General features: G+C 38.4%; 21 protein-coding genes and 1 pseudogene. 18 read left to right on the forward strand and 4 right to left on the reverse strand.

Features of this window, described 5'->3' with window-relative positions:
* The first annotated feature begins 323 nt into the window (after positions 1-323).
* Positions 324-1,082, forward strand: a complete 759-nt coding sequence (locus tag C3945_RS07285) for a DUF4336 domain-containing protein (RefSeq protein ID WP_161879039.1) — start codon at positions 324-326, stop codon at positions 1,080-1,082.
* Between the two features lie 66 nt (positions 1,083-1,148).
* Here C3945_RS07285 and C3945_RS07290 read toward each other — a convergent pair whose 3' ends face one another.
* Positions 1,149-2,459 (reverse strand): Na+/H+ antiporter family protein, encoded by a 1,311-nt coding sequence (locus C3945_RS07290; RefSeq protein WP_202623315.1) that lies wholly within the window; start codon positions 2,457-2,459, stop codon positions 1,149-1,151.
* 326 nt (positions 2,460-2,785) lie between these two features.
* Here C3945_RS07290 and C3945_RS12095 point away from each other — a divergent pair.
* From C3945_RS12095 to C3945_RS07325, 7 genes and pseudogenes are all read left to right on the forward strand, one after another.
* Positions 2,786-3,496, forward strand: a pseudogene (locus tag C3945_RS12095) (EAL domain-containing protein); the annotation flags it as partial.
* A 150-nt stretch (positions 3,497-3,646) separates the two neighbouring features.
* A complete protein-coding gene (locus tag C3945_RS12100; protein WP_337249273.1) occupies positions 3,647-3,997 on the forward strand; it encodes a CBS domain-containing protein in 351 nt (116 codons plus the stop codon).
* A gap of 206 nt (positions 3,998-4,203) precedes the next feature.
* Entirely contained in the window at positions 4,204-5,025 is an 822-nt protein-coding gene (locus C3945_RS07305) for a bile acid:sodium symporter family protein (RefSeq protein WP_161879042.1), read from the forward strand.
* A 42-nt stretch (positions 5,026-5,067) separates the two neighbouring features.
* Positions 5,068-5,274 carry a nucleoside-diphosphate kinase gene (locus C3945_RS07310; protein WP_161879043.1) on the forward strand — a complete coding sequence of 69 codons (207 nt, stop codon included), beginning with the start codon at positions 5,068-5,070 and terminating at the stop codon, positions 5,272-5,274.
* Between the two features lie 149 nt (positions 5,275-5,423).
* The gene (locus tag C3945_RS07315; RefSeq protein ID WP_161879044.1) at positions 5,424-5,756 is read left to right on the forward strand and encodes a hypothetical protein; all 333 of its coding nucleotides are present in this window, start codon (positions 5,424-5,426) and stop codon (positions 5,754-5,756) included.
* Between the two features lie 150 nt (positions 5,757-5,906).
* Entirely contained in the window at positions 5,907-7,415 is a 1,509-nt protein-coding gene (locus C3945_RS07320; RefSeq protein ID WP_161879045.1) for a DUF1846 domain-containing protein, read from the forward strand.
* Positions 7,416-7,513: 98 nt separating this feature from the next.
* Positions 7,514-8,488 (forward strand): diaminopimelate dehydrogenase, encoded by a 975-nt coding sequence (locus C3945_RS07325; protein ID WP_161879046.1) that lies wholly within the window; start codon positions 7,514-7,516, stop codon positions 8,486-8,488.
* A gap of 47 nt (positions 8,489-8,535) precedes the next feature.
* On the opposite strand, the gene C3945_RS07330 is transcribed toward C3945_RS07325, so the two are convergent.
* Both C3945_RS07330 and C3945_RS07335 read right to left on the reverse strand, forming a co-directional pair.
* Entirely contained in the window at positions 8,536-8,946 is a 411-nt protein-coding gene (locus tag C3945_RS07330; protein ID WP_161879047.1) for a ribonuclease HI family protein, read from the reverse strand.
* Between the two features lie 67 nt (positions 8,947-9,013).
* A complete protein-coding gene (locus C3945_RS07335; RefSeq protein WP_161879048.1) occupies positions 9,014-9,229 on the reverse strand; it encodes a cold-shock protein in 216 nt (71 codons plus the stop codon).
* 195 nt (positions 9,230-9,424) lie between these two features.
* Between C3945_RS07335 and C3945_RS07340 the strand changes: the two genes are divergently transcribed.
* The 3 genes from C3945_RS07340 (at position 9,425) to C3945_RS07350 (ending at position 12,822) form a co-directional block, all read left to right on the forward strand.
* On the forward strand, positions 9,425-11,308 hold the full coding sequence (locus C3945_RS07340) for an ABC-F family ATP-binding cassette domain-containing protein (RefSeq protein ID WP_161879049.1): 1,884 nt from the start codon (positions 9,425-9,427) through the stop codon (positions 11,306-11,308).
* Between the two features lie 12 nt (positions 11,309-11,320).
* Entirely contained in the window at positions 11,321-12,265 is a 945-nt protein-coding gene (locus C3945_RS07345) for a thymidylate synthase (protein ID WP_161879050.1), read from the forward strand.
* Positions 12,266-12,330: 65 nt separating this feature from the next.
* Entirely contained in the window at positions 12,331-12,822 is a 492-nt protein-coding gene (locus C3945_RS07350) for a dihydrofolate reductase (protein ID WP_161879051.1), read from the forward strand.
* Positions 12,823-12,890: 68 nt separating this feature from the next.
* Here the strand turns inward: C3945_RS07350 and trhA are convergent, their stop codons facing one another.
* Entirely contained in the window at positions 12,891-13,550 is a 660-nt protein-coding gene (trhA, locus tag C3945_RS07355; RefSeq protein WP_161879052.1) for a PAQR family membrane homeostasis protein TrhA, read from the reverse strand.
* A 156-nt stretch (positions 13,551-13,706) separates the two neighbouring features.
* Between trhA and C3945_RS07360 the strand changes: the two genes are divergently transcribed.
* The 7 genes from C3945_RS07360 (at position 13,707) to ylqF (ending at position 19,067) form a co-directional block, all read left to right on the forward strand.
* Positions 13,707-14,336, forward strand: coding sequence for a YpmS family protein (locus C3945_RS07360; protein WP_161879053.1), 630 nt, complete (start codon positions 13,707-13,709; stop codon positions 14,334-14,336).
* Between the two features lie 58 nt (positions 14,337-14,394).
* Positions 14,395-14,901: a peptide-methionine (S)-S-oxide reductase MsrA gene (gene msrA / locus C3945_RS07365; RefSeq protein ID WP_161879054.1), complete on the forward strand. Its 507-nt coding sequence runs from the start codon at positions 14,395-14,397 to the stop codon at positions 14,899-14,901.
* An 11-nt stretch (positions 14,902-14,912) separates the two neighbouring features.
* Entirely contained in the window at positions 14,913-15,134 is a 222-nt protein-coding gene (locus C3945_RS07370; RefSeq protein ID WP_161879055.1) for a YozE family protein, read from the forward strand.
* 26 nt (positions 15,135-15,160) lie between these two features.
* Entirely contained in the window at positions 15,161-15,880 is a 720-nt protein-coding gene (deoD, locus tag C3945_RS07375; RefSeq protein ID WP_161879056.1) for a purine-nucleoside phosphorylase, read from the forward strand.
* Positions 15,881-15,907: 27 nt separating this feature from the next.
* A complete protein-coding gene (locus C3945_RS07380; RefSeq protein WP_161879057.1) occupies positions 15,908-17,401 on the forward strand; it encodes a S41 family peptidase in 1,494 nt (497 codons plus the stop codon).
* Between the two features lie 135 nt (positions 17,402-17,536).
* Positions 17,537-18,145, forward strand: a complete 609-nt coding sequence (gene lepB, locus C3945_RS07385; protein ID WP_161879058.1) for a signal peptidase I — start codon at positions 17,537-17,539, stop codon at positions 18,143-18,145.
* 55 nt (positions 18,146-18,200) lie between these two features.
* Positions 18,201-19,067: a ribosome biogenesis GTPase YlqF gene (gene ylqF, locus C3945_RS07390; protein WP_161879059.1), complete on the forward strand. Its 867-nt coding sequence runs from the start codon at positions 18,201-18,203 to the stop codon at positions 19,065-19,067.
* The last annotated feature ends 12 nt before the right edge of the window (positions 19,068-19,079 follow it).

Below are 19,079 nucleotides of genomic sequence, written 5' to 3' on the forward strand. Positions count from 1 at the left end.
TAATGCCAGTAAGAACTTACTCAATTTAGTAAGGTAAAAAACAACGGGGAGGGTTCACCCCTTTGAGCTTGGTATATTTGGTCAGCTAGTAAAAGTGACTACGACCCAAGAAGCCCGTCACTTTAGTGATGGGAGGTTCACATTTGGGCTGCTGAAGACAATCGAAAAAGCAGACAAATACCAGTAAAACTAGGCTTTACGTATGAAGGCATGCGCCGGGCTGATGAGATTCTAAACGGGAAATACGTCGATATGTGTATTTACGGCATGTTAACCAAGGAGTGGGCACAGTTGAAATAATACCAACAAATAGGAGGAATCAAATGGGTAAGAATAAATTAAAGTCCTATCAACCACTCAACACGTTAAAACAAGTGGATGAGTCGATTTGGATTGCGGATGGCGAGATGATTCATATGAAAGCTGGCCCATTTAATATTCCTTTTACCACCCGTATGACAGTAGTTAAATTGAGTGGTGAATCACTTTGGGTTCATTCGCCTATAGCTCCAGACAAGAAGCTAATTGATGAAGTGAATAATCTGGGGAAAGTTAAACACCTTATCTCTCCAAATAAAATACATTATGCATTTATTAAAGATTGGAAGGCTATTTATCCCGAAGCAATTGCATGGTCAAGTCCAGGAGTTGAGAAGCGAGCGAGCAGTCAAAACATCCCTGTTGCTTTTGATGAAGCGTTGACAGATGATGCCCCAAAGGAATGGGGAAAAGACATCAGTCAATTGCTATTCAAAGGGGGACGAGTGGTTCAGGAAGTGGTCTTCTTTCATCATAAAAGCAAGACATTGATTCTAACGGATTTAATAGAAAATGTGGAAGCAGAAAAAGTGAATAGCCCTTGGATGCGAGCTCTTTATTCACTTGCGGGGATTAAAGACCCTGATGGCAAGACGCCCATTGATTACCGCGCGTCATTCATTGGTAATAAAAAATTAGCTAGAGAAAGCTACAAGCAGATGTTGGCTTGGGAGCCGGATAAAATCATACTTGCTCATGGACGCTGGTATGATAAAAACGGAACGGACGAACTAAAGCGAGCGTTCCGCTGGTTGGATAAATAGACGTAAAAATAAAAGGGCAACAGGAATCATGTATTAACTGATTCCTGTTGCCTTTTTAATTTGTGATTAAAGAATCATCGCTCCAATAACACCAAAAATCATTATGGGAATATTAAAGTGCATAAAGGTCGGCACGCATGTATCCCAAATGTGATCATGTTGACCATCCACGTTCAATCCAGCTGTTGGTCCAAGTGTGCTATCAGAAGCCGGAGAACCCGCATCGCCTAAAGCAGCTGCACAACCAATAATTAATACAATAGCCAGCTGACTAAAGCCTAATTGCATAGCTAAGGGGACATAGATAGCGGTAATCACTGGAATCGTTCCAAATGATGTACCAATACCCATCGTAATTAGTAAGCCCAAGAAAATCATACCGACCGCTGCGATAAACTGATTACCGCCTATAATGGCAATAACAGAGTCAACCAAGGTTTCCACACCGCCAGTTGCACGAATGACGTCGGCGTAGCCTGAAGCGACAAGCATGACAAATGCAATAAAGCCCATCATTCCGATACCACTATTAATCATCTCATCCATACTTGACCATTTAATTGCACCACCTATAAGCATAATGAACAGGCCTAATATGGCGCCTAAAATTAATGAGCCAAGAGTTAATTGAACGACTAAAGCACTTAATGCACCTAAAATGGCAACAAAATGGGTTTTATTAAAATAAACGTCTGTTTCATCCGCTTGTTTTTCCAATGACTGGACATTATCTAATGTAGAGTACTCCCTAGGTTGTCTATACGTTATAAATACAGCGATTAGTAAACCAACGACCATTGCTAAACCAGGAATCCACATGACTTGCCAAATATCGTTAACCCCTATTTGAAGACCATTCGAAGCCATCTCGTCTCTAATTAAATTGTGGAATATTAAACCGTAGCCTATAGGTATGGAGACATACGGGGCCTTTAAACCAAACGTTAATGCAGTAGCCACTGCTCGTCGATCTAATTTCAGTCTATTAAAAATACCAATCAACGGAGGTATCAAGATAGGAATGAATGCAATATGTACAGGAATCGCGTTCTGAGAGAACGTACTAATTAAAGCAATGATAAATACCAACACTTTTCCCGTACCATCTATACTTTTGGATAATTTTTGTGTAAGGACTTTTGCCGCACCAGATTTTTGAATCCCGGCTGCTAAGGCTCCGAGCAACACATAGTTTAGTGCTGTTTCAGCATTATTACCCATACCGCCAAGCAAAATAGTCATTGTTTCAGTTAGTGACATATTAGCTGCCAAACCACCAACCAATGCTGCGATAATCAAAGCTAGTAAGACGTTCAGTTTTAATAAAGATAATCCGATCATAACGATGACCGAAAGTAATGCAGGATTCGTTAACACCCTCTCACTCCATTCATAAAAAAAAGATACAAATAAAAGCCATACTACCATACTGTTGAAAGAGTGACAATGGTTCTCATTATATTTGGATAGTAGCTAATATTTGTTTAATTAAATCATGACGAAAATAAGTCAAATAGTAGTAAAAATTTGATAGTTAATCCGATGTTTCATTGAAGGAAAAGATAGAAAGTGTATAATACAAGTATCCCATTCTAAATAACAAGATGAATGTATTAGTGTTCACTAGTTTTTTAAGATGATGTACCATAATCGACATGACTTTCACATTATATAATATTCTTCAATTGAAGGAAGGTTAACATATGAGCAACTCTTTATCCTCCGCACTAGATGTCATTATAGAGAACAAACAGATAAAACCCGTTTTTCAGCCGATAGTATCTTTAAAAGATGGTCAAGTAGTCGGATACGAAGCATTATCTAGAATCACTGAACCCAGCATAATAAAAGATGCTGAGGAATTATTTAAAGTGGCTAGTGAAGGGAATAAAGCATGGGCACTTGAAGCACTCTGTCGAAAGAAAGCCATTCAACATGCTTCAACATTTATGAATGCCTCTTCTTCACCTAAACTATTTTTGAATGTTAATCCAATTATCATTCATGATGACGCCTTCGATAAAAACTATACACGTAAATTGGTGAAACAGTACGGTTTGAATCCAGATAACATTGTATATGAAATTACAGAAAAAAACATGATTATGGACATGCATCAGTTTCAACGGTTATTAACGTATTACAAAAATCAGAATTACAAAATTGCTATTGATGATGTCGGTGCAGGTTATTCTGGTTTAAACTTAATTAGTGAAGTTCAACCCGATTATTTAAAGTTAGATTGACAATTAACAAAAAACATTGATACGAATCCACTAAAGTTTGCTCTAGTTAAAGCAATGGCAGACTTAACTAAAGTGTCCAATATGTCATTAATAGCAGAAGGCATTGAAACAGAAGGGGAACTGGCTGCCTTAATATCAATAGGTGTTCAATATGGACAAGGCTATTTCATACAAAAGCCCGATGACATTATTCATCCTATTGCTACGCAAATGATTAGTTTGATTAAGGACTTCAATATAAAGAGTAACCCTCATACTTCTGAAATCTATTGCATTTTACAAACGCCTAATCGCTCTATCGATATGGGTATCGCTTCGATGGAAGATAACCTTAAAGATAGTTACATTTCTTTTATACAAGAACCCGAAAAACAAGCCGTGTGTGTAGTGGATGGCGAGCAGGCAGTGGGGATCTTAAGTAGAGAGAATGTAGTTAACCTCTACAATGAAAAAAATAAATTAGGACAACTAAAACATTATCAAGAGTATCTCGATACAGAGTTTTTATCTGTAGATAGTCATACGCCTTTACCCGTTCTATCCAGATTGGCTATGAGTCGAACACGTGATAAATTATATGAAAGTATTGTTATAACTCAAGACAATGCATTTTTAGGCATCATCACAGTAAAAGAATTGGTGATACTTTTAACACAATCGATTCATTAATCTAAAAAGAGCTTTTTTCCCATGATGACTCGTGGACGAAAAGCTCTTTTTGTATTATTTTAACATATCCTATAAAGAGTAAGTGCTTGCAATGAAAAGCAAAAGTAAGGTAATGTATGAGTATAGTAAATTTTAGTAAAGGAGAAATTGAATGTCTTTGTTATCTGCACTATTTAATCTCATTTTATGACATTAGTAGTTTTGCTATGCCGATATTTATTTTTGTGTTTGTATTCAATTCCGGATTAAGTGAGCACCCAAAAACTATTTTTCTTACGGCAAAGGAAAATTGGGGATTTTATCTCAGGTTAATAATATACAATAATATACTGCTTCCTATTGGTGTCTGGCTCGTTCTTCAGTGGTTGCCTATTGATCCATTGTATACGAATGGATTGACTATTTTCTTTCTCACCGCAGGAGCCTCTACAGTCATCGCCTTTATGATGGAAGTTAAATTAAGAAGCACTTATGCTGTCACCTCAATGATATTACTAACGTTCATGACAGTATTGGTGATTCCGATACTGCTTCCTTTTATGATTGAAGGAGCAAGCATTACGTCGTTTGAACTCGTACAGAGTTTAGTGACCAGTATCCTGTTGCCTCTTCTTATCGGTATGGGCTTGAGGTTGTTTTTCGAGTCATTTGTCGACACGATTCGACCTTTTATTCTAAAAGCACAAAAAATACTAATGAATGTCGCTATTTATGGAATGATGATTGGGCTCATTCCCGAGTTGATTCAGTTAATCGGAAGTGGTGTTGTAGTCACTGGGGTTGGCTTAGTCGTCCTCGCCTTTTTAGGTGGCTATCTCATCGAAGTGAAAAATTCAAGTCAATCAATGAAGTTGACTTCAGGCTTTGTCGGAGGACAAAAGAACGGTGCAGTTACCTTTGCAGTAGCTATTAATAATTTTTCTGATCCCAACATGATATTAATTATTGCTGTCATCGGCGCATTAAGTACAGTCATATTTAGTATGATGTCTACTTATATAGGAAAGAATCAAAAGGTACTCATTTAACAGGATTAAAGATTATAACTTGACAAAAAAGGAGTGGTTCAAATGGTTGAAGAGGCACTTGTTTTAATAAAACCCGATGCTGTTAGGCGACAGTTGATTGGCTCTATACTCCATGAATATGAGAAGTTAGGATTACGCATCAGTCATTTAGAAATGCAAATTGCCACAACCGAACGTGTTGAAGCGCATTTGACTCTGGCAACTATGAATATGAGTATGATATTCATGCAAAAACAGGTGACATTTTGAATCACTAAGTAGAAAAAGATGATTAACCATTAATATAAAAACAACCAGTCGTCGACTGGTTGTTTTATCATAAAGCGTCCTTTATAACATTCTATCCCGTTTATGATAGAGTAGAGGTGAAAATTGATACAAAAGGCGGGTGTCATATTATGAGGACAAAAAAATTCAACAAATTAAAAAATGATGTCCTGTCGACAGAGGAATACACTAAGGACATTCAGTTAATCGAGCAGTTTTTGTCTGAAAAAGAATTGGATACAGATAAAACAACGATTCTTTTTTGGAATCATATGGTTTCTTTACTCAAACGAATCGATACCAACCAGCAGCACACAACAGACAAGCACTTGCCTCCGGAAACGAATAAAGAAGTGATTGATATAACGAGATCATTTATCTTTTTTATGGCCAGTAAGCGAAAGTTTAATATCACTCCCACAGAAACATATTTATTATCCGTTTATTTTAAACAGTTAGTGTGAAGAAAAGACATTGAGAATTCCTCTCAATGTCTTTTTTCTGTCGTGCTTGTTTATTTCCTTTAAAGCTTTATAATTGAAAAGGAAATTAATCTTAAGAATGATTAGTGGTACACTATATAAAGAAGTGATTTAACAGTCAGGAGGACGAGGATGAAGAAAATAGGATTTGATACAGATAAATACCTTAAGGAGCAGTCTTCTTATATTTTAGAGCTAGTTGACACCGTCGATAAGCTTTATTTAGAGTTTGGTGGCAAACTGATTGGTGATAAGCATGCTAAGCGCGTGTTACCAGGCTTTGACGAAGATGCTAAAATGAAATTACTAGCAACTTTAAAAGATCAAACGGAAATCATTATTTGTGTTTACGCAGGGGACATTGAGAATGCTAAGGTCCGTGGAGATTATGGGATTACTTATGACAGAGACGTGTTACGTCTAATCGATGAATACAGAGCGTATGGTATTCCGGTTAACAGTGTACTCATTACTCGGTATCAAGATCAACATAATGTTAAAATATTTATGTCAAAATTAGAGCGTAACGGCATTCAAGTCTACACTCACCGATCGATTGAAGGCTACCCAACAAATGTAGAGACAATCATGGGTGAAGATGGTTTTGCGAGAAATGATTATATTCCAACAACTAAACCTATCGTCATGGTCACTGGTCCAGGAGCAGGAAGCGGAAAATTAGCGACGTGTCTCAATCAGCTTTACCATGAATATGCTAGAGGAAGAGTAGCGAATTATGCTAAGTTTGAGACATTCCCTGTTTGGAATCTACCATTAAAACACCCTGTTAATATCGCCTATGAAGCGGCTACGGTTGACTTGAAAGATGTCAACATGCTAGATAACTACCACTATGAAGCATACGGTGAAGTGGCCGTTAACTACAACAGAGATATGGAAATGTTCCCGGTCATCAGAAGAATCATAGAGAAAATATCTGGTAAGGAATCAACCTATCAATCCCCAACAGATATGGGGGTTAACCGTATCAAATCAGGCATTACAGATGATGATGTCGTCATAGAAGCATCTAGACAAGAGATTATAAGGCGTGCCTTCCATGTTGAAAATGATTATAAAATCGGAACAGCTGATGATGAAACCCTTCGCCGTATTCAAGTAATCTTAGAAGAATCAGATTTGAAGAAAGAAGATAGAATCCCTGTAAAAGCGGCTAGAGATTATGCCCTTAAGGTTCAAGAACGGTTAGGTGCAGCTAATCTGCAAGCAGTTATGGCAATTGAATTGCCTAATGGAGAGATTATAACTGGACGAACCACGCCATTAATGGATGCGTCAGCAGCGGCCATTGTGAACAGTATTAAAGCATTAGCAAACATTGCGGATGAAATTGATTTGTTGGCACCGATGATTCTAGAAACCATACAGACCTTAAAAACGGATGAATTGAACAGCAAAGTACCCACCTTATCAGCTAACGAATTATTAATTGCCTTAGCAATTTCAGCCGTAACGAATCCGACTGCCTCAGTTGCTTATAGTAAACTTGGATTATTAAAAGAAGCCCAAGCTCACTCGACCGTAATTATGAATCACGAAAATGAACAAACTTTGAGAATGCTTGGAATCGATTTGACAAACGATCCAGTTTATCCAACAGACAATTTGTATTATAATTAATCAGGTGAGTGGTATAGGAAGGTAGAATCATTCATTAACTAACTGCTTCATTGTGCTGCCAGCCAAGAGCTGATAAATTTTAGGAAAGAAGTGATAAAATGAGTAAAATCAAAGTGGGAATAGTCGGTTACGGTAATTTAGGAAAAGGCGTAGAGACAGGTATTAAACAATCCGAAGATCTCGAATTAGTCGGTATTTTTTCAAGACGAAACCCTAAGGATCTCGATACTGATTCTCCGGCGTACACCATGGATGAATTAGAGTCCTTTAAAGGCAAGGTGGATGTTCTCGTTTTATGCGGTGGGTCTCAAAAAGATATTCCCGTACAAGCGCCTGAATTAGCTCAACGCTTTAATACAGTGGATACTTATGACAACCATAATGAAATTCCAAATCATTATGATAAATTAAATGCAGTGGCTAAAGAAAACAATACAGTAGCCGTTCTATCTACTGGTTGGGACCCAGGTTTGTTTTCCTTGAACCGATTATTTGCAGAAGCGATTCTACCAAAAGGGAAGACATATACCTTCTGGGGACCTGGTTTAAGTCAAGGACACAGTGACGCTGTCCGCCGAGTGGAAGGCGTAAAATACGCTGTTCAGTATACCGTACCAAAAGAAGAGATGGTGGAGGCTGTAAAAGCAAAACAGACAGTTGACTATAACAAGTTATCTGCTCATAAACGAGTGGTCTATGTCGTGTTAGAAGATGGAGCTAATGAAGAGAGTGTAAAAGAAACCATCGTCACGATGCCAGACTATTTTGAAGGCTACGAAACAGAAGTGAATGTTATTGATGAAGAGACTTTTGCTAAGGATCATACGGGTATGCCTCATGGGGGTACTGTATTAAGACAAGGTCAAACGTCAGAAGGGACGACTTCAGTTTACCAGTTCGGTCTGGATTTGGAGTCAAACCCTGAATTTACAGCAGCCGTAGCGATTGCTTTTGCTCGAGCGGCAGCTAAATTGGCTAAGGAAAAAGCCTACGGAGCAAAAACAGTGTTTGATATTGCACCAGGTTACTTGTCACCTAAGAGTCCGGAAGATCTCAGAAAAGAATTATTGTAAAATAAAAACGGGTCGAGAGAGTGAATCATTTATCTCTTAACCCGTTTTTATTTTGACGACTTTCTTTGTTTAGCCAAAGCTTGTTTAGCTAAATTATCTGCGCCTTTATTTTCTTTTTCAGGAACCCATGTCACATCATATAGAGTTAAAAGAGTTAAATGATTTAAAATCTCCTTAAAAACAGGCTTATAGTCACTTTTTTTAATAAATGCCTTCTGTAATGACTGTGCGACTAACTGGCTGTCTGTATAAAACTGGATGTATTGGTTGGCTTTTTGGTTGCTTAAAACCCACTTTATTGCCAACAAAAAGGCATGTAGTTCAGCTAGGTGGTTGTCGATAGCCTGGGGAAGGGGATAAGACAATTGTTCGTGAAGACCGTCACCTACAACAATAACCCCAGCACCCGCCAATTGGTCTTTAGTTGATACGGCTGCATCACTATAAAGTTTTAACATAGACACATCACCTCATTTAGAATAAAAAAAGACCAGAAACTCATAGAGTTCTGACCTTAAGTATAATCTATTCAGATTCTTTTTCAATAACGACGACATTCGTTGCCTGAGGACCCCTAGATCCTTCGACAATATCAAATTCTACAGTCTGTCCTTCATTAAGAGCTTTGTATCCTTCCATAGTGAGGCCAGTGAAGTGTACAAACACATCTTCTTCATCATCGTACTCAATAAAACCATAACCTTTTTGATTGTTAAACCATTTAACAGTACCTATAGTCATCGTTTTCCCCCTATAAATGAGACCTAATTAAGCTCTCTACATCTTTAAGTATAAAGGATAACCTATATATAGTCAACGATTCAAGGGATGTTGGCAAGTCGAGCCGTTGATTTATCAATGAATAAATGAAATAAGATTAAAAAGAGGCCGTCAATATGCTAAACTATAGTGGAGTCTATGTTAAGGAGAATGACAATGAAAGAATGGAAAGTTGAAGGATTAACACATTCTTATGGAATTAAAACGCTATTTGATTCAATATCCTTTTCGATACAAGAAAATCAACGAATAGGGTTAATCGGTGTAAATGGCACCGGAAAAACCTCTTTTTTAAGAATTGTAGCTGGAGAAGTTAAACCAGATGCCGGTATGATTACAAAACCTGGAGACTATGACATTGGTTATTTGAGTCAGACGAATGATTTAGATTCTGAAAAAACGGTACTTGAAGTGGTTTTCGATGGGGATTCTCCTATGGTACAAGCTGCCAGAAATTATGAAGAAGTACTGAAACGGTTGGCAGACAATCCTATGGACGAACGCGTTCAGCAAGCCTTTACCTCAGCAGAAAAGAGAATGAACCAAGAAGATGCTTGGAATGTCAGTGTTCGTGCCAAATCGATCTTAAACAAATTAGGCTTAGAAGACACCAGTAAAAAAGTAGGGGAGTTATCCGGAGGCCAGCAAAAACGAGCTGCTTTGTCTCAAGTGTTGATACAAGAACCCGACTTACTCATACTGGATGAGCCGACAAACCATTTGGATTTTCAAATGATTGAATGGCTGGAAACCTATTTGTCAGGTTACCGTGGGTCTTTATTAATGGTGACTCATGATCGTTATTTCCTCGACAGAGTATCCAATCAAATTGTGGAACTGGAGAATGGAAAACTTGAGCACTATACAGGTAACTATCAACAGTATATAGAGCAGAAAGCAGAAAGAGAAGAAACCAATCAGAATATTGCCCATAAGCAAAAGCAGTTATACAAGCAAGAATTAGCATGGATGCGTGAAGGGGTTCGGGCAAGAGGAACCAAGCAGCAAGCAAGAAAGGACCGCTTTTCTGATATCGAGCAACAAGTCAAATCCCAGCAAGTGAAATCAGAACTAGAACTACAGTTAGCGGGTTCCAGATTAGGAAAAAAAGTCTTAGAACTGGAAGAAGCAACGAAGTCATTGGACGATAAGACCTTACTAAAAGACTTTAACTTATTAGTCCAACAGACTGATCGCATTGGCATTACAGGTGTGAATGGATCGGGAAAGACAACATTTTTGAATATTCTATCCCAAGAGCAGGCACTTGATAGTGGGGTATTGTCAATCGGTGAAACAGTTAAAATTGGATACTATAAGCAAACGAACGAAGAATTTGATGAGGACAAGCGAGTCATCACTTATTTAAGAGAGATTGCGGAAGAGGTCCAGCTGGCAGACGGGACGTCAGTGAGTGTATCTCAACTTTTAGAACGCTTCTTATTCAATCGTTCCATGCACGGCTCGCCTATTAATCGTTTATCAGGTGGAGAAAAACGTCGCTTATATTTGCTTAAAATACTGATGCAGCAGCCTAATGTGTTACTGCTAGATGAACCAACAAATGACTTAGATGTCCAGACCTTAACTATCTTAGAAGAATATATTCAACAGTTCTCTGGAGCAGTTATTGCTGTATCACACGACAGGTATTTCTTGGATAAAATTGCGACTAAATTATTGGTCTTCCAAGGCAATGGTGTGATTGAAGAAAGTTATAAAAAACTATCTGAGTATTTAGATGATGCAAAAGAGGCGACTCAGCCCGCACTTACTAAGAAAACCATAAGTGACAAAGCGACTATTCAATCAACTGTAAAAGAAAAAACGAGTCTGACTTACATGGAGAAAAAAGAGTGGGAAACCATCGAGTCAGATATTGAAGAGCTTGAAATGGAGCTGGAGACTGTACAAGAAGAGATTGGTCACATCACCTCTGATTTTGAAAACTTAACTAAGTTAACTCAAAAACAAACTGAACTGAGCAAACAACTTGAGGAAAAATATAGCCGATGGGAATATTTGGCCCAATACACCTAAGGAGTGGACACCATGGAGAAAGAGTACCTTGACTTAGCTAAAAAGATATTAGAAGAAGGCACAGAAAAGAGCGACCGGACGGGCACTGGAACGAAATCTATATTCGGGCATCAAATGCGCTTTGATTTACAAAAAGGCTTTCCGTTATTGACAACTAAACGAGTCTTTTTCAAATTAATTAAAAGTGAGCTACTTTGGTTCCTTAAAGGGGACACCAATATTCGCTTTTTACTTGAAAACAATAACCACATTTGGGATGAATGGGCTTTTGAGCGCTATGTTAAAAGTGAGGATTATAAAGGACCAGACATGACTGATTTCGGACTACGTTCACAAGCTGACCCTGAATTTAAAATAGTTTACGATAATGAAATGGCAGCCTTTAGAGAAAAAGTACTGACTGATGATGCTTTTTCTGAAAAATATGGTTCTTTAGGTAATGTCTATGGTGCTCAATGGCGAGCCTGGCAGACAAAAGATGGGGGCTTTATTGATCAGATCAAAGATGTTATTGAAAATATTAAACAAAATCCAGATTCCCGTAGACATATTGTTTCTGCCTGGAATCCGGAGGAAGTCCCATCGATGGCACTTCCACCTTGTCATACCTTGTTTCAGTTTTATGTGGATGGAGACAAGCTAAGTTGCCAACTATACCAAAGAAGTGGTGACGTCTTTTTAGGGGTACCTTTTAATATTGCCAGTTATGCTTTATTGACGCATCTAGTGGCTCAAGAGACGGGATTACAAGTTGGCGAATTTATTCATACGTTAGGTGATGCGCATCTTTATTTGAACCATCTTGATCAAATTAATGAGCAGTTAAGTCGCGAGCCTAAAGAATTTCCAACCATAAAACTGAACACAGACAAGAGTATTTTTGATTTTGAAATGGATGATATCGTTATAGAAAATTACCATCCGCACAAAGCAATAAAAGCACCCATAGCTGTATAAAAAGCTTGGTGTTTCTATATACAATTATATAGTTGCTTACAACAATTAATTAAGGACGTGTTGCTATGATAACATTTGTATGGGCAGAAGACGAAAATGGAGTCATTGGAAAAGATGGAACGCTACCTTGGCACTTGCCAGCTGATATGGCCTTTTTTAAACAAGTCACATTGACCGGAAATGTCGTCATGGGACGTAAAACCTACGATAGTATTCCTAACCCTCCACTTAAAAATAGAGAGAATATTGTCCTAACGACTAATCAGTCATTCGATGCACCGGGAACCATCGTTTATCACTCGAAAGAAGAGATTTTAAATTATGCTAAAGCAAGTGACAAACCGCTGCACATTATCGGTGGGGTCTCTCTATTTGAGATGTTTAAAGATGAAGTAGACGAACTATACCGCTCAGTCATTCACGAATCTTTTGAAGGGGATACGTTCATTCCTGAAATAGATTATTCACAGTTTGAGTTAATAGAAGAAACGCAAGGTGTTGTGGATGATAAAAATAAATACCCACACACATTCCAAGTATTTAGACGTAAAAAATAAGTAAACAAAAAACACGATCAGCCGTTATAAGTGGACCCCCACTTATCACTAACTGATCGTGTTCTTAATTATAAGGTATAGAAATAGATTGAGAAGAACATACATATGGTACCAGTGAGAACAAACAAGTGCCACACAACGTGCATGAATTTAACGTGTTTTAACCGATAAAACAAGGCGCCGATTGTAAAAGATGCTCCTCCGCCCATTAGCCATAAGAATCCTTGAGTACCTAAACCTTTGTAGAGATAGCTAAGGAAAAAGATGGAAATCCAACCCATGGCTATGTAAAGCCACAATGATAAGCCTTGAAGTTTCTTAAACCAAACCGTTTTATAGATAACTCCAAATAAGGCTATAGACCAAATGATAACAGTTAACGTTATGCCCAAGCGACCGCCAATCGTTATCAAGGTATACGGCGTGTAGGTTCCCGCAATTAATAAAAAAATGCTGCAGTGATCAATGATGCGCATAACATATCGCGCTTTTGTGAAGGTCAAGCTATGGTAAAGTGTACTGGATAAGTAAAGCAAGATTAATGTGCTGCCGTATATAGTATAGGAAGCAACCTCAAGTGTTCCTCCTAGAGCTAAACCTTTTTGGATTAAAAAAAGCAATCCTATGATACTCAATATTACGCCTATCCCATGAGTTACAGCATTAAGTACCTCGTTCCAGATGAGATACTTGCGGGAAAGCATACTCCCTACATTTACATTAGTCATATGATACCTCCTTTAGCTTTCGTTTCTGTACGAGTATTCAAAAATTTGGTATACTATCATAGAAACTGTGCTATTTATTCTTGTTAGTTAGTATAACATAATTAAATAAATCTATAAAAGACAAAACATTTTGATTTTAACAAGGAGGAGACATGCTTGAGTGATTCCAGAGGGAACAGAAGTACCAAAACAAAAAGCAGAGGGTGGATGTGGGCCTTCTTATTATTACTAGCTCTAAACATTGGGTTGGTGGTTTGGTTAGTTTACCGTTTGCAGCCAACACCAATTGACACAACGACTGAGACTCAGCAACAAACAGTGGTTAGAAATGATGGATGGTCCTTTGAATTGACAAGTGAGTCAAATCAAGTAAATGAGTTAATTAATGTGTACCTTGAAGAAGAAATGGGAGACGATTTCGAACAATACACACTAACAATAGATGACAACGTTCTCTTAGAGGGTGCGCTTCAAGTCTTTGGTTTTTCTGTTGATTTTTCTCTAGCGATGGAGCCATTTGTTATGGAAAACGGAAACCTTCAACTGAGAGCCCAATCTATTCAATTAGCATCCTTTGAACTGCCGTTATCGCTAACTATGAATATATTAAGCCAACAACTTGATCTCCCTGATTGGGTGAGAATAAACTCGGAAGATGCTTATGTATTAGTTGCTTTTAATGAGTTCGAGCTTCAAAATGGTGCATCTCTGTCTATGGAGAGAGTCAATTTAGAAGATGATGATATCACCGTAACTATTTTTTTGCCAGAAGAAGCTGTAAGATGATATACTAGACTTAATTTATATCATTTAATTGGGTGTGTTTAGGAAAGGATTTGAATAAGTGGAAAAAGCATTATTTGCCGGAGGTTGCTTCTGGTGTATGGTCCAGCCTTTTGAAGAAATGAAAGGTATAGAACACGTTCTCTCGGGTTACACAGGTGGTCATGTAGAAAATCCGACTTATGAGCAAGTAAAAGCTCAAGAAACGGGCCATACTGAAGCGGTTTTAATTACCTATGATGAAACACAAGTATCTTTCAAAGAGTTGTTGGACATCTATTGGAATTTGACTGATCCAACAGATGCAATGGGTCAATTTATGGATAGAGGAGACAGTTATCGACCGGTTATCTTCTATTATAATGAGGACCAGAAACGACTCGCCTTAGAATCAAAAGAAAAGTTAAGTAAGAGTGGTCGTTATGACCAGCCGATTGTCACGACTATTGAAAAAGCAGGCCCATTTTATGCTGCAGAAGAAGAACATCAAGAGTTCTATAAAAAGAATCCGAGAGCGTATGCCGCTGAGAAAGAACAAAGACAGCAATGGGTAGAATCTCAATCGTAGGAGATGGATGTATGAGACGACCGTTTTATCATTATTTAATGACTCACAGGGATCCATATAAAAAAGACGCATTAACATTGTTTGCTAATGCGGCCGAAAAAGATGGATCATTTCCAAAGCAATCAGAAAGTTATGAAGAGATTTCCAGGTATTTAGAAATGAGCGGGGACTATTTGGAGTCGATGACCGTTTTTGATGATGCGTTTAGGTTATATAAAGAAACCAACGATTAAAATAAATAGGATAAAGGGGAATATACATGAGTACACATATCGAAGCTAAAAAAGGTGAAGTAGCAAAAACAGTTTTAATGCCAGGAGATCCGTTACGTGCGAAATACATTGCAGAAACATTTTTAGAAGATGTGAAACAATATAATGGCGTTCGAAACGCTCTGGGCTTTACTGGTACTTATAAAGGGGTCGAGATTTCTGTGCAAGGAACAGGAATGGGTATTCCTTCTGTGATGATTTATGGAGAAGAATTAATTCAGGATTACGGAGTCGAAAACTTAATTCGTGTCGGTTCTGCAGGCGCATTGAAAAAAGAAATTAAAATTAGAGATGTTGTTTTAGCACAAGCCGCTACAACTGATTCGAGTATACACCGTCATATTTTTAATAACCAAGTTGACTTTGCTCCTATTGCTGACTTTGACTTATTAAGACATGCTTACGATATTGGAGTAGAGAAAGGCATGAGCATTCGAGTTGGGAATGTATTGAGTGCTGACCGATTTTATAATCAAGAATTAGACAAACAAAAATTGGCTGATTACGGTGTGATGGCTGTAGAAATGGAAGCAGCTGGATTGTATTCCTTAGCTGCAAAATACAATAAGAGAGCGTTGGCTTTGTTGACAATCAGTGATCATTTGCTAACTGGTGAAGAGACAACAGCTGAAGAAAGACAAACAACTTTTAACGATATGATGATTATTGCTCTTGAAACCGCCATTCGAATGGAAGAAACGAACTAATTCCCTTATATAGGAAAGAGGAGAAACATGCACCAGGAACCGGAAAATAAATCAGAGACTAAAAAAGTCAGTATGTCCGTTTACATTGGTTCTTTGCTCGCGGTCATGATCATAGCTATTGTAGCTGTCGCTAGCGTGATTGTCTGGGCTTCTCCAGATGAACAAGAACCAGTTGGAAATCAAACCGTGTTAGATAGTCCGGCCGGGACGCCAGCCACTGAGTCAGTCGATTTTCAACCATTAGAAGAGTTATATGCTATACTGATGACTCATTATTTTGAAGAGTTGGATTCAGAAGGATTGATTGAAGGCGCATTGGAAGGCATGGCCGATGCGATTGAAGATCCCTATACCGAATACTTGGATGAAATAGAAGTGACTTCTATGGATGAAGATATTCAAGGATCGTTTGAAGGTATCGGTGCAGAAGTGATGAAAGAAGACGAATATGTACGCATTGTTTCTCCTATTGCCGGCTCTCCTGCTGAAGAAGCGGGGCTTATGCCTAATGACTACATTGTTGAAGTGGACGGAGAATCCGTTGCTGATATGGCTTTAAACGAGGCAGTTGCCTTAATCCGCGGCCCTCAAGGATCGACAGTTGACTTACTCATTTTAAGAGGTGACAGTGAATTCACTGTGACGATAACTAGAGATTCAATTCCTGTGGAGTCAGTGGTTTTCGAATTGGATGAAACCGATCCAACCATTGGTTACGTTAGAATTACTAATTTCAATCAACCCACTTATGAAGAGTTAGTAACAGCGATAGAGACTCTCCAAGACCAGGGTGCTGAAGACTTTATATTTGACGTTAGAGGTAACCCAGGTGGCTTACTAACGGCCGCATTGGAATTATCTAATATCTTCGTTGAAGATGGCCAGCCAATTATGCAAACTCAAACCAGGGATGAGGAACCTTATGTTTATCTAGCCAATTCAGACCTATATGGCGAGTTTAAATTTGAAGGGGATGCCGTTCTTCTCATTGATGGCGGGAGTGCCAGTGCTTCAGAAATATTAGCAGGAGCGATGAGTCAATCTGCTGATATTCCATTGATTGGCACACCAACCTTTGGTAAAGGAACTATTCAAAGTATTCGTGATTTAACGGGTAGTGGTGAAATTAAATTTACTTCTGGACGATGGCTGACGGCTAATGGGGATTGGATAAATGAAGTAGGCATTCAACCTGATCGTGAAGTGGCTATGCCAGAATATCAAAACTTCCTTCTTATCAACCCTGAAGAAACCTATGAAGTGGGTGACGTCTCAGAGGAAGTAAGGAATATTAAAGGGATTCTGGATGCACTTGGATATGACGTTGGAGAAGTCAATGAGGTATTTGATGAACCAACGGAAGAAGCAGTGAGAGCTTTCCAAGAAGAGCAAGAGTTGGAAGTGACTGGAACAGTTTCAGGACCAACGGCTAACGCATTAATTGATTCTTTACGGGAACTCATTCAAGAAAATGACACTCAATATGAAGCAGCTTTAGACTACTTGATGGGTAATGAATAAGAGATTAAAAGGGAAGAGGAAAGAGCTCGGTGGAAAAGCCAAACTCTTTCCTTTTTCCACTGTTTTTGCCTATAATTATAATGATAAGTTGTATAATCAGTTTTGGAAAATTAAAAAGAGAGCGGGATCGAGTACATGAATGAATCATTTAACCCTAGAAGGGACCAGCATGGTAAAAAGAAAAAAACAGTGGAAAAGAAACCCTTCATTAACGAGCTCCTTAGTACCTTTCTATATATTATCGTTATTACGGGGTTATTCGTTGCGATTAGAACGTTTTTGTTTGCTCCAGTCAGTGTAGAAGGTGATTCGATGAACCCGACTCTCGTTCGCAAAGACCGTCTTGTATTAAACAAGGTATCATCAACGGATCGCTTTGATATTATTGTTTTCCCTTCACCTGAAGATCCAAGTGTTCAATTTATTAAGCGAGTCATAGGAGTAGCTGGTGACACTATAGAATACCGGGATCAAATTCTTTATGTGAATGGAAAAGCAATTGACGAACCATATGTCGATTTATCTGGAGAGAGCGATGGACTCATTGACATATACAATGGGGATTTTTCATTGGAATCTCTTCGTGGTGTAGAAACAGTACCAGAAGGCAGTTACTTTGTATTAGGCGATAACCGGGTAAACTCAAAAGACAGTCGGTCATTTGGCTTTATAGACGAAGAAACCGTAACGGGAAGTACTCGTTTACGTATATGGCCACTGGATAGATTTGGTTTCGTAGATTAATTGTACCAACCGAGTTAGTTTAGGAAGAAATAGGCAAGTGAAAGGACGTTTTAACGTGTTGATACAATGGTATCCAGGTCATATGGCCAAAGCAAAAAGACAATTTCAAGAAAAGTTAAAATTAGTTGATGTGGTTTACGAGTTAGTCGATGCACGGATTCCCTATTCAAGTAAGAACCCCGATTTAGATGATTTAATCGGAAATAAACCACGTATTGTCGTACTAATGAAAAGTGATTTAGCGGATCCAAAACGCACAAATCAGTGGATAAGTGAATATGAGAAACAAGGCATAGCTGCCCTTTCAATCAATGCTAAAGAAGGCCAAGGATTGAAAGAAGTCATGAAATTGACTAAAAAGGTTCTGCAGCCTCTATACGACAAGTGGGAAAGTAAAGGCATGAAACCTCGAGCAATAAGAGCAGTCTGTGTCGGGATACCGAACGTAGGAAAGTCAACCTTAATTAATCGCTTTGCCAGAAAAAACATTGCCAGAACGGGCAACAAGCCTGGCGTGACTAAGGCACAGCAGTGGATTAAATATGGGAAAGAGTTGGAGTTACTGGATACCCCGGGTATTTTATGGCCTAAATTTGAAGATCAGGAAGTCGCTAAACGACTGGCTGTTACCGGTGCAATAAAAGACACCTTGCTTCATTTGGATGATATTGCGTTGTACGCTATGGGTTATATCCGTGTAAACTATCCAGGATCGATGGCTGAGAGGTATAAATTAACTACTGAAGAGGAACAAGAGCAAGACTTACCAGACTTATTAATGTCCATTACTCATAAGCGCGGATTTAAAGATGACTATGAACGTGGCGCAGATATGTTTATTTATGAATTAAGAAACGGACAGTTAGGAAGAATGACATTTGAAACACCAGACGACATCAAACCAGAAGCCTCAGACGATTAAAGCAATCAAAGA

It is taken from the genome of Alkalibacterium sp. MB6 (assembly GCF_009935905.1).
Taxonomy (GTDB): Bacteria; Bacillota; Bacilli; order Lactobacillales; family Carnobacteriaceae_A; genus Alkalibacterium.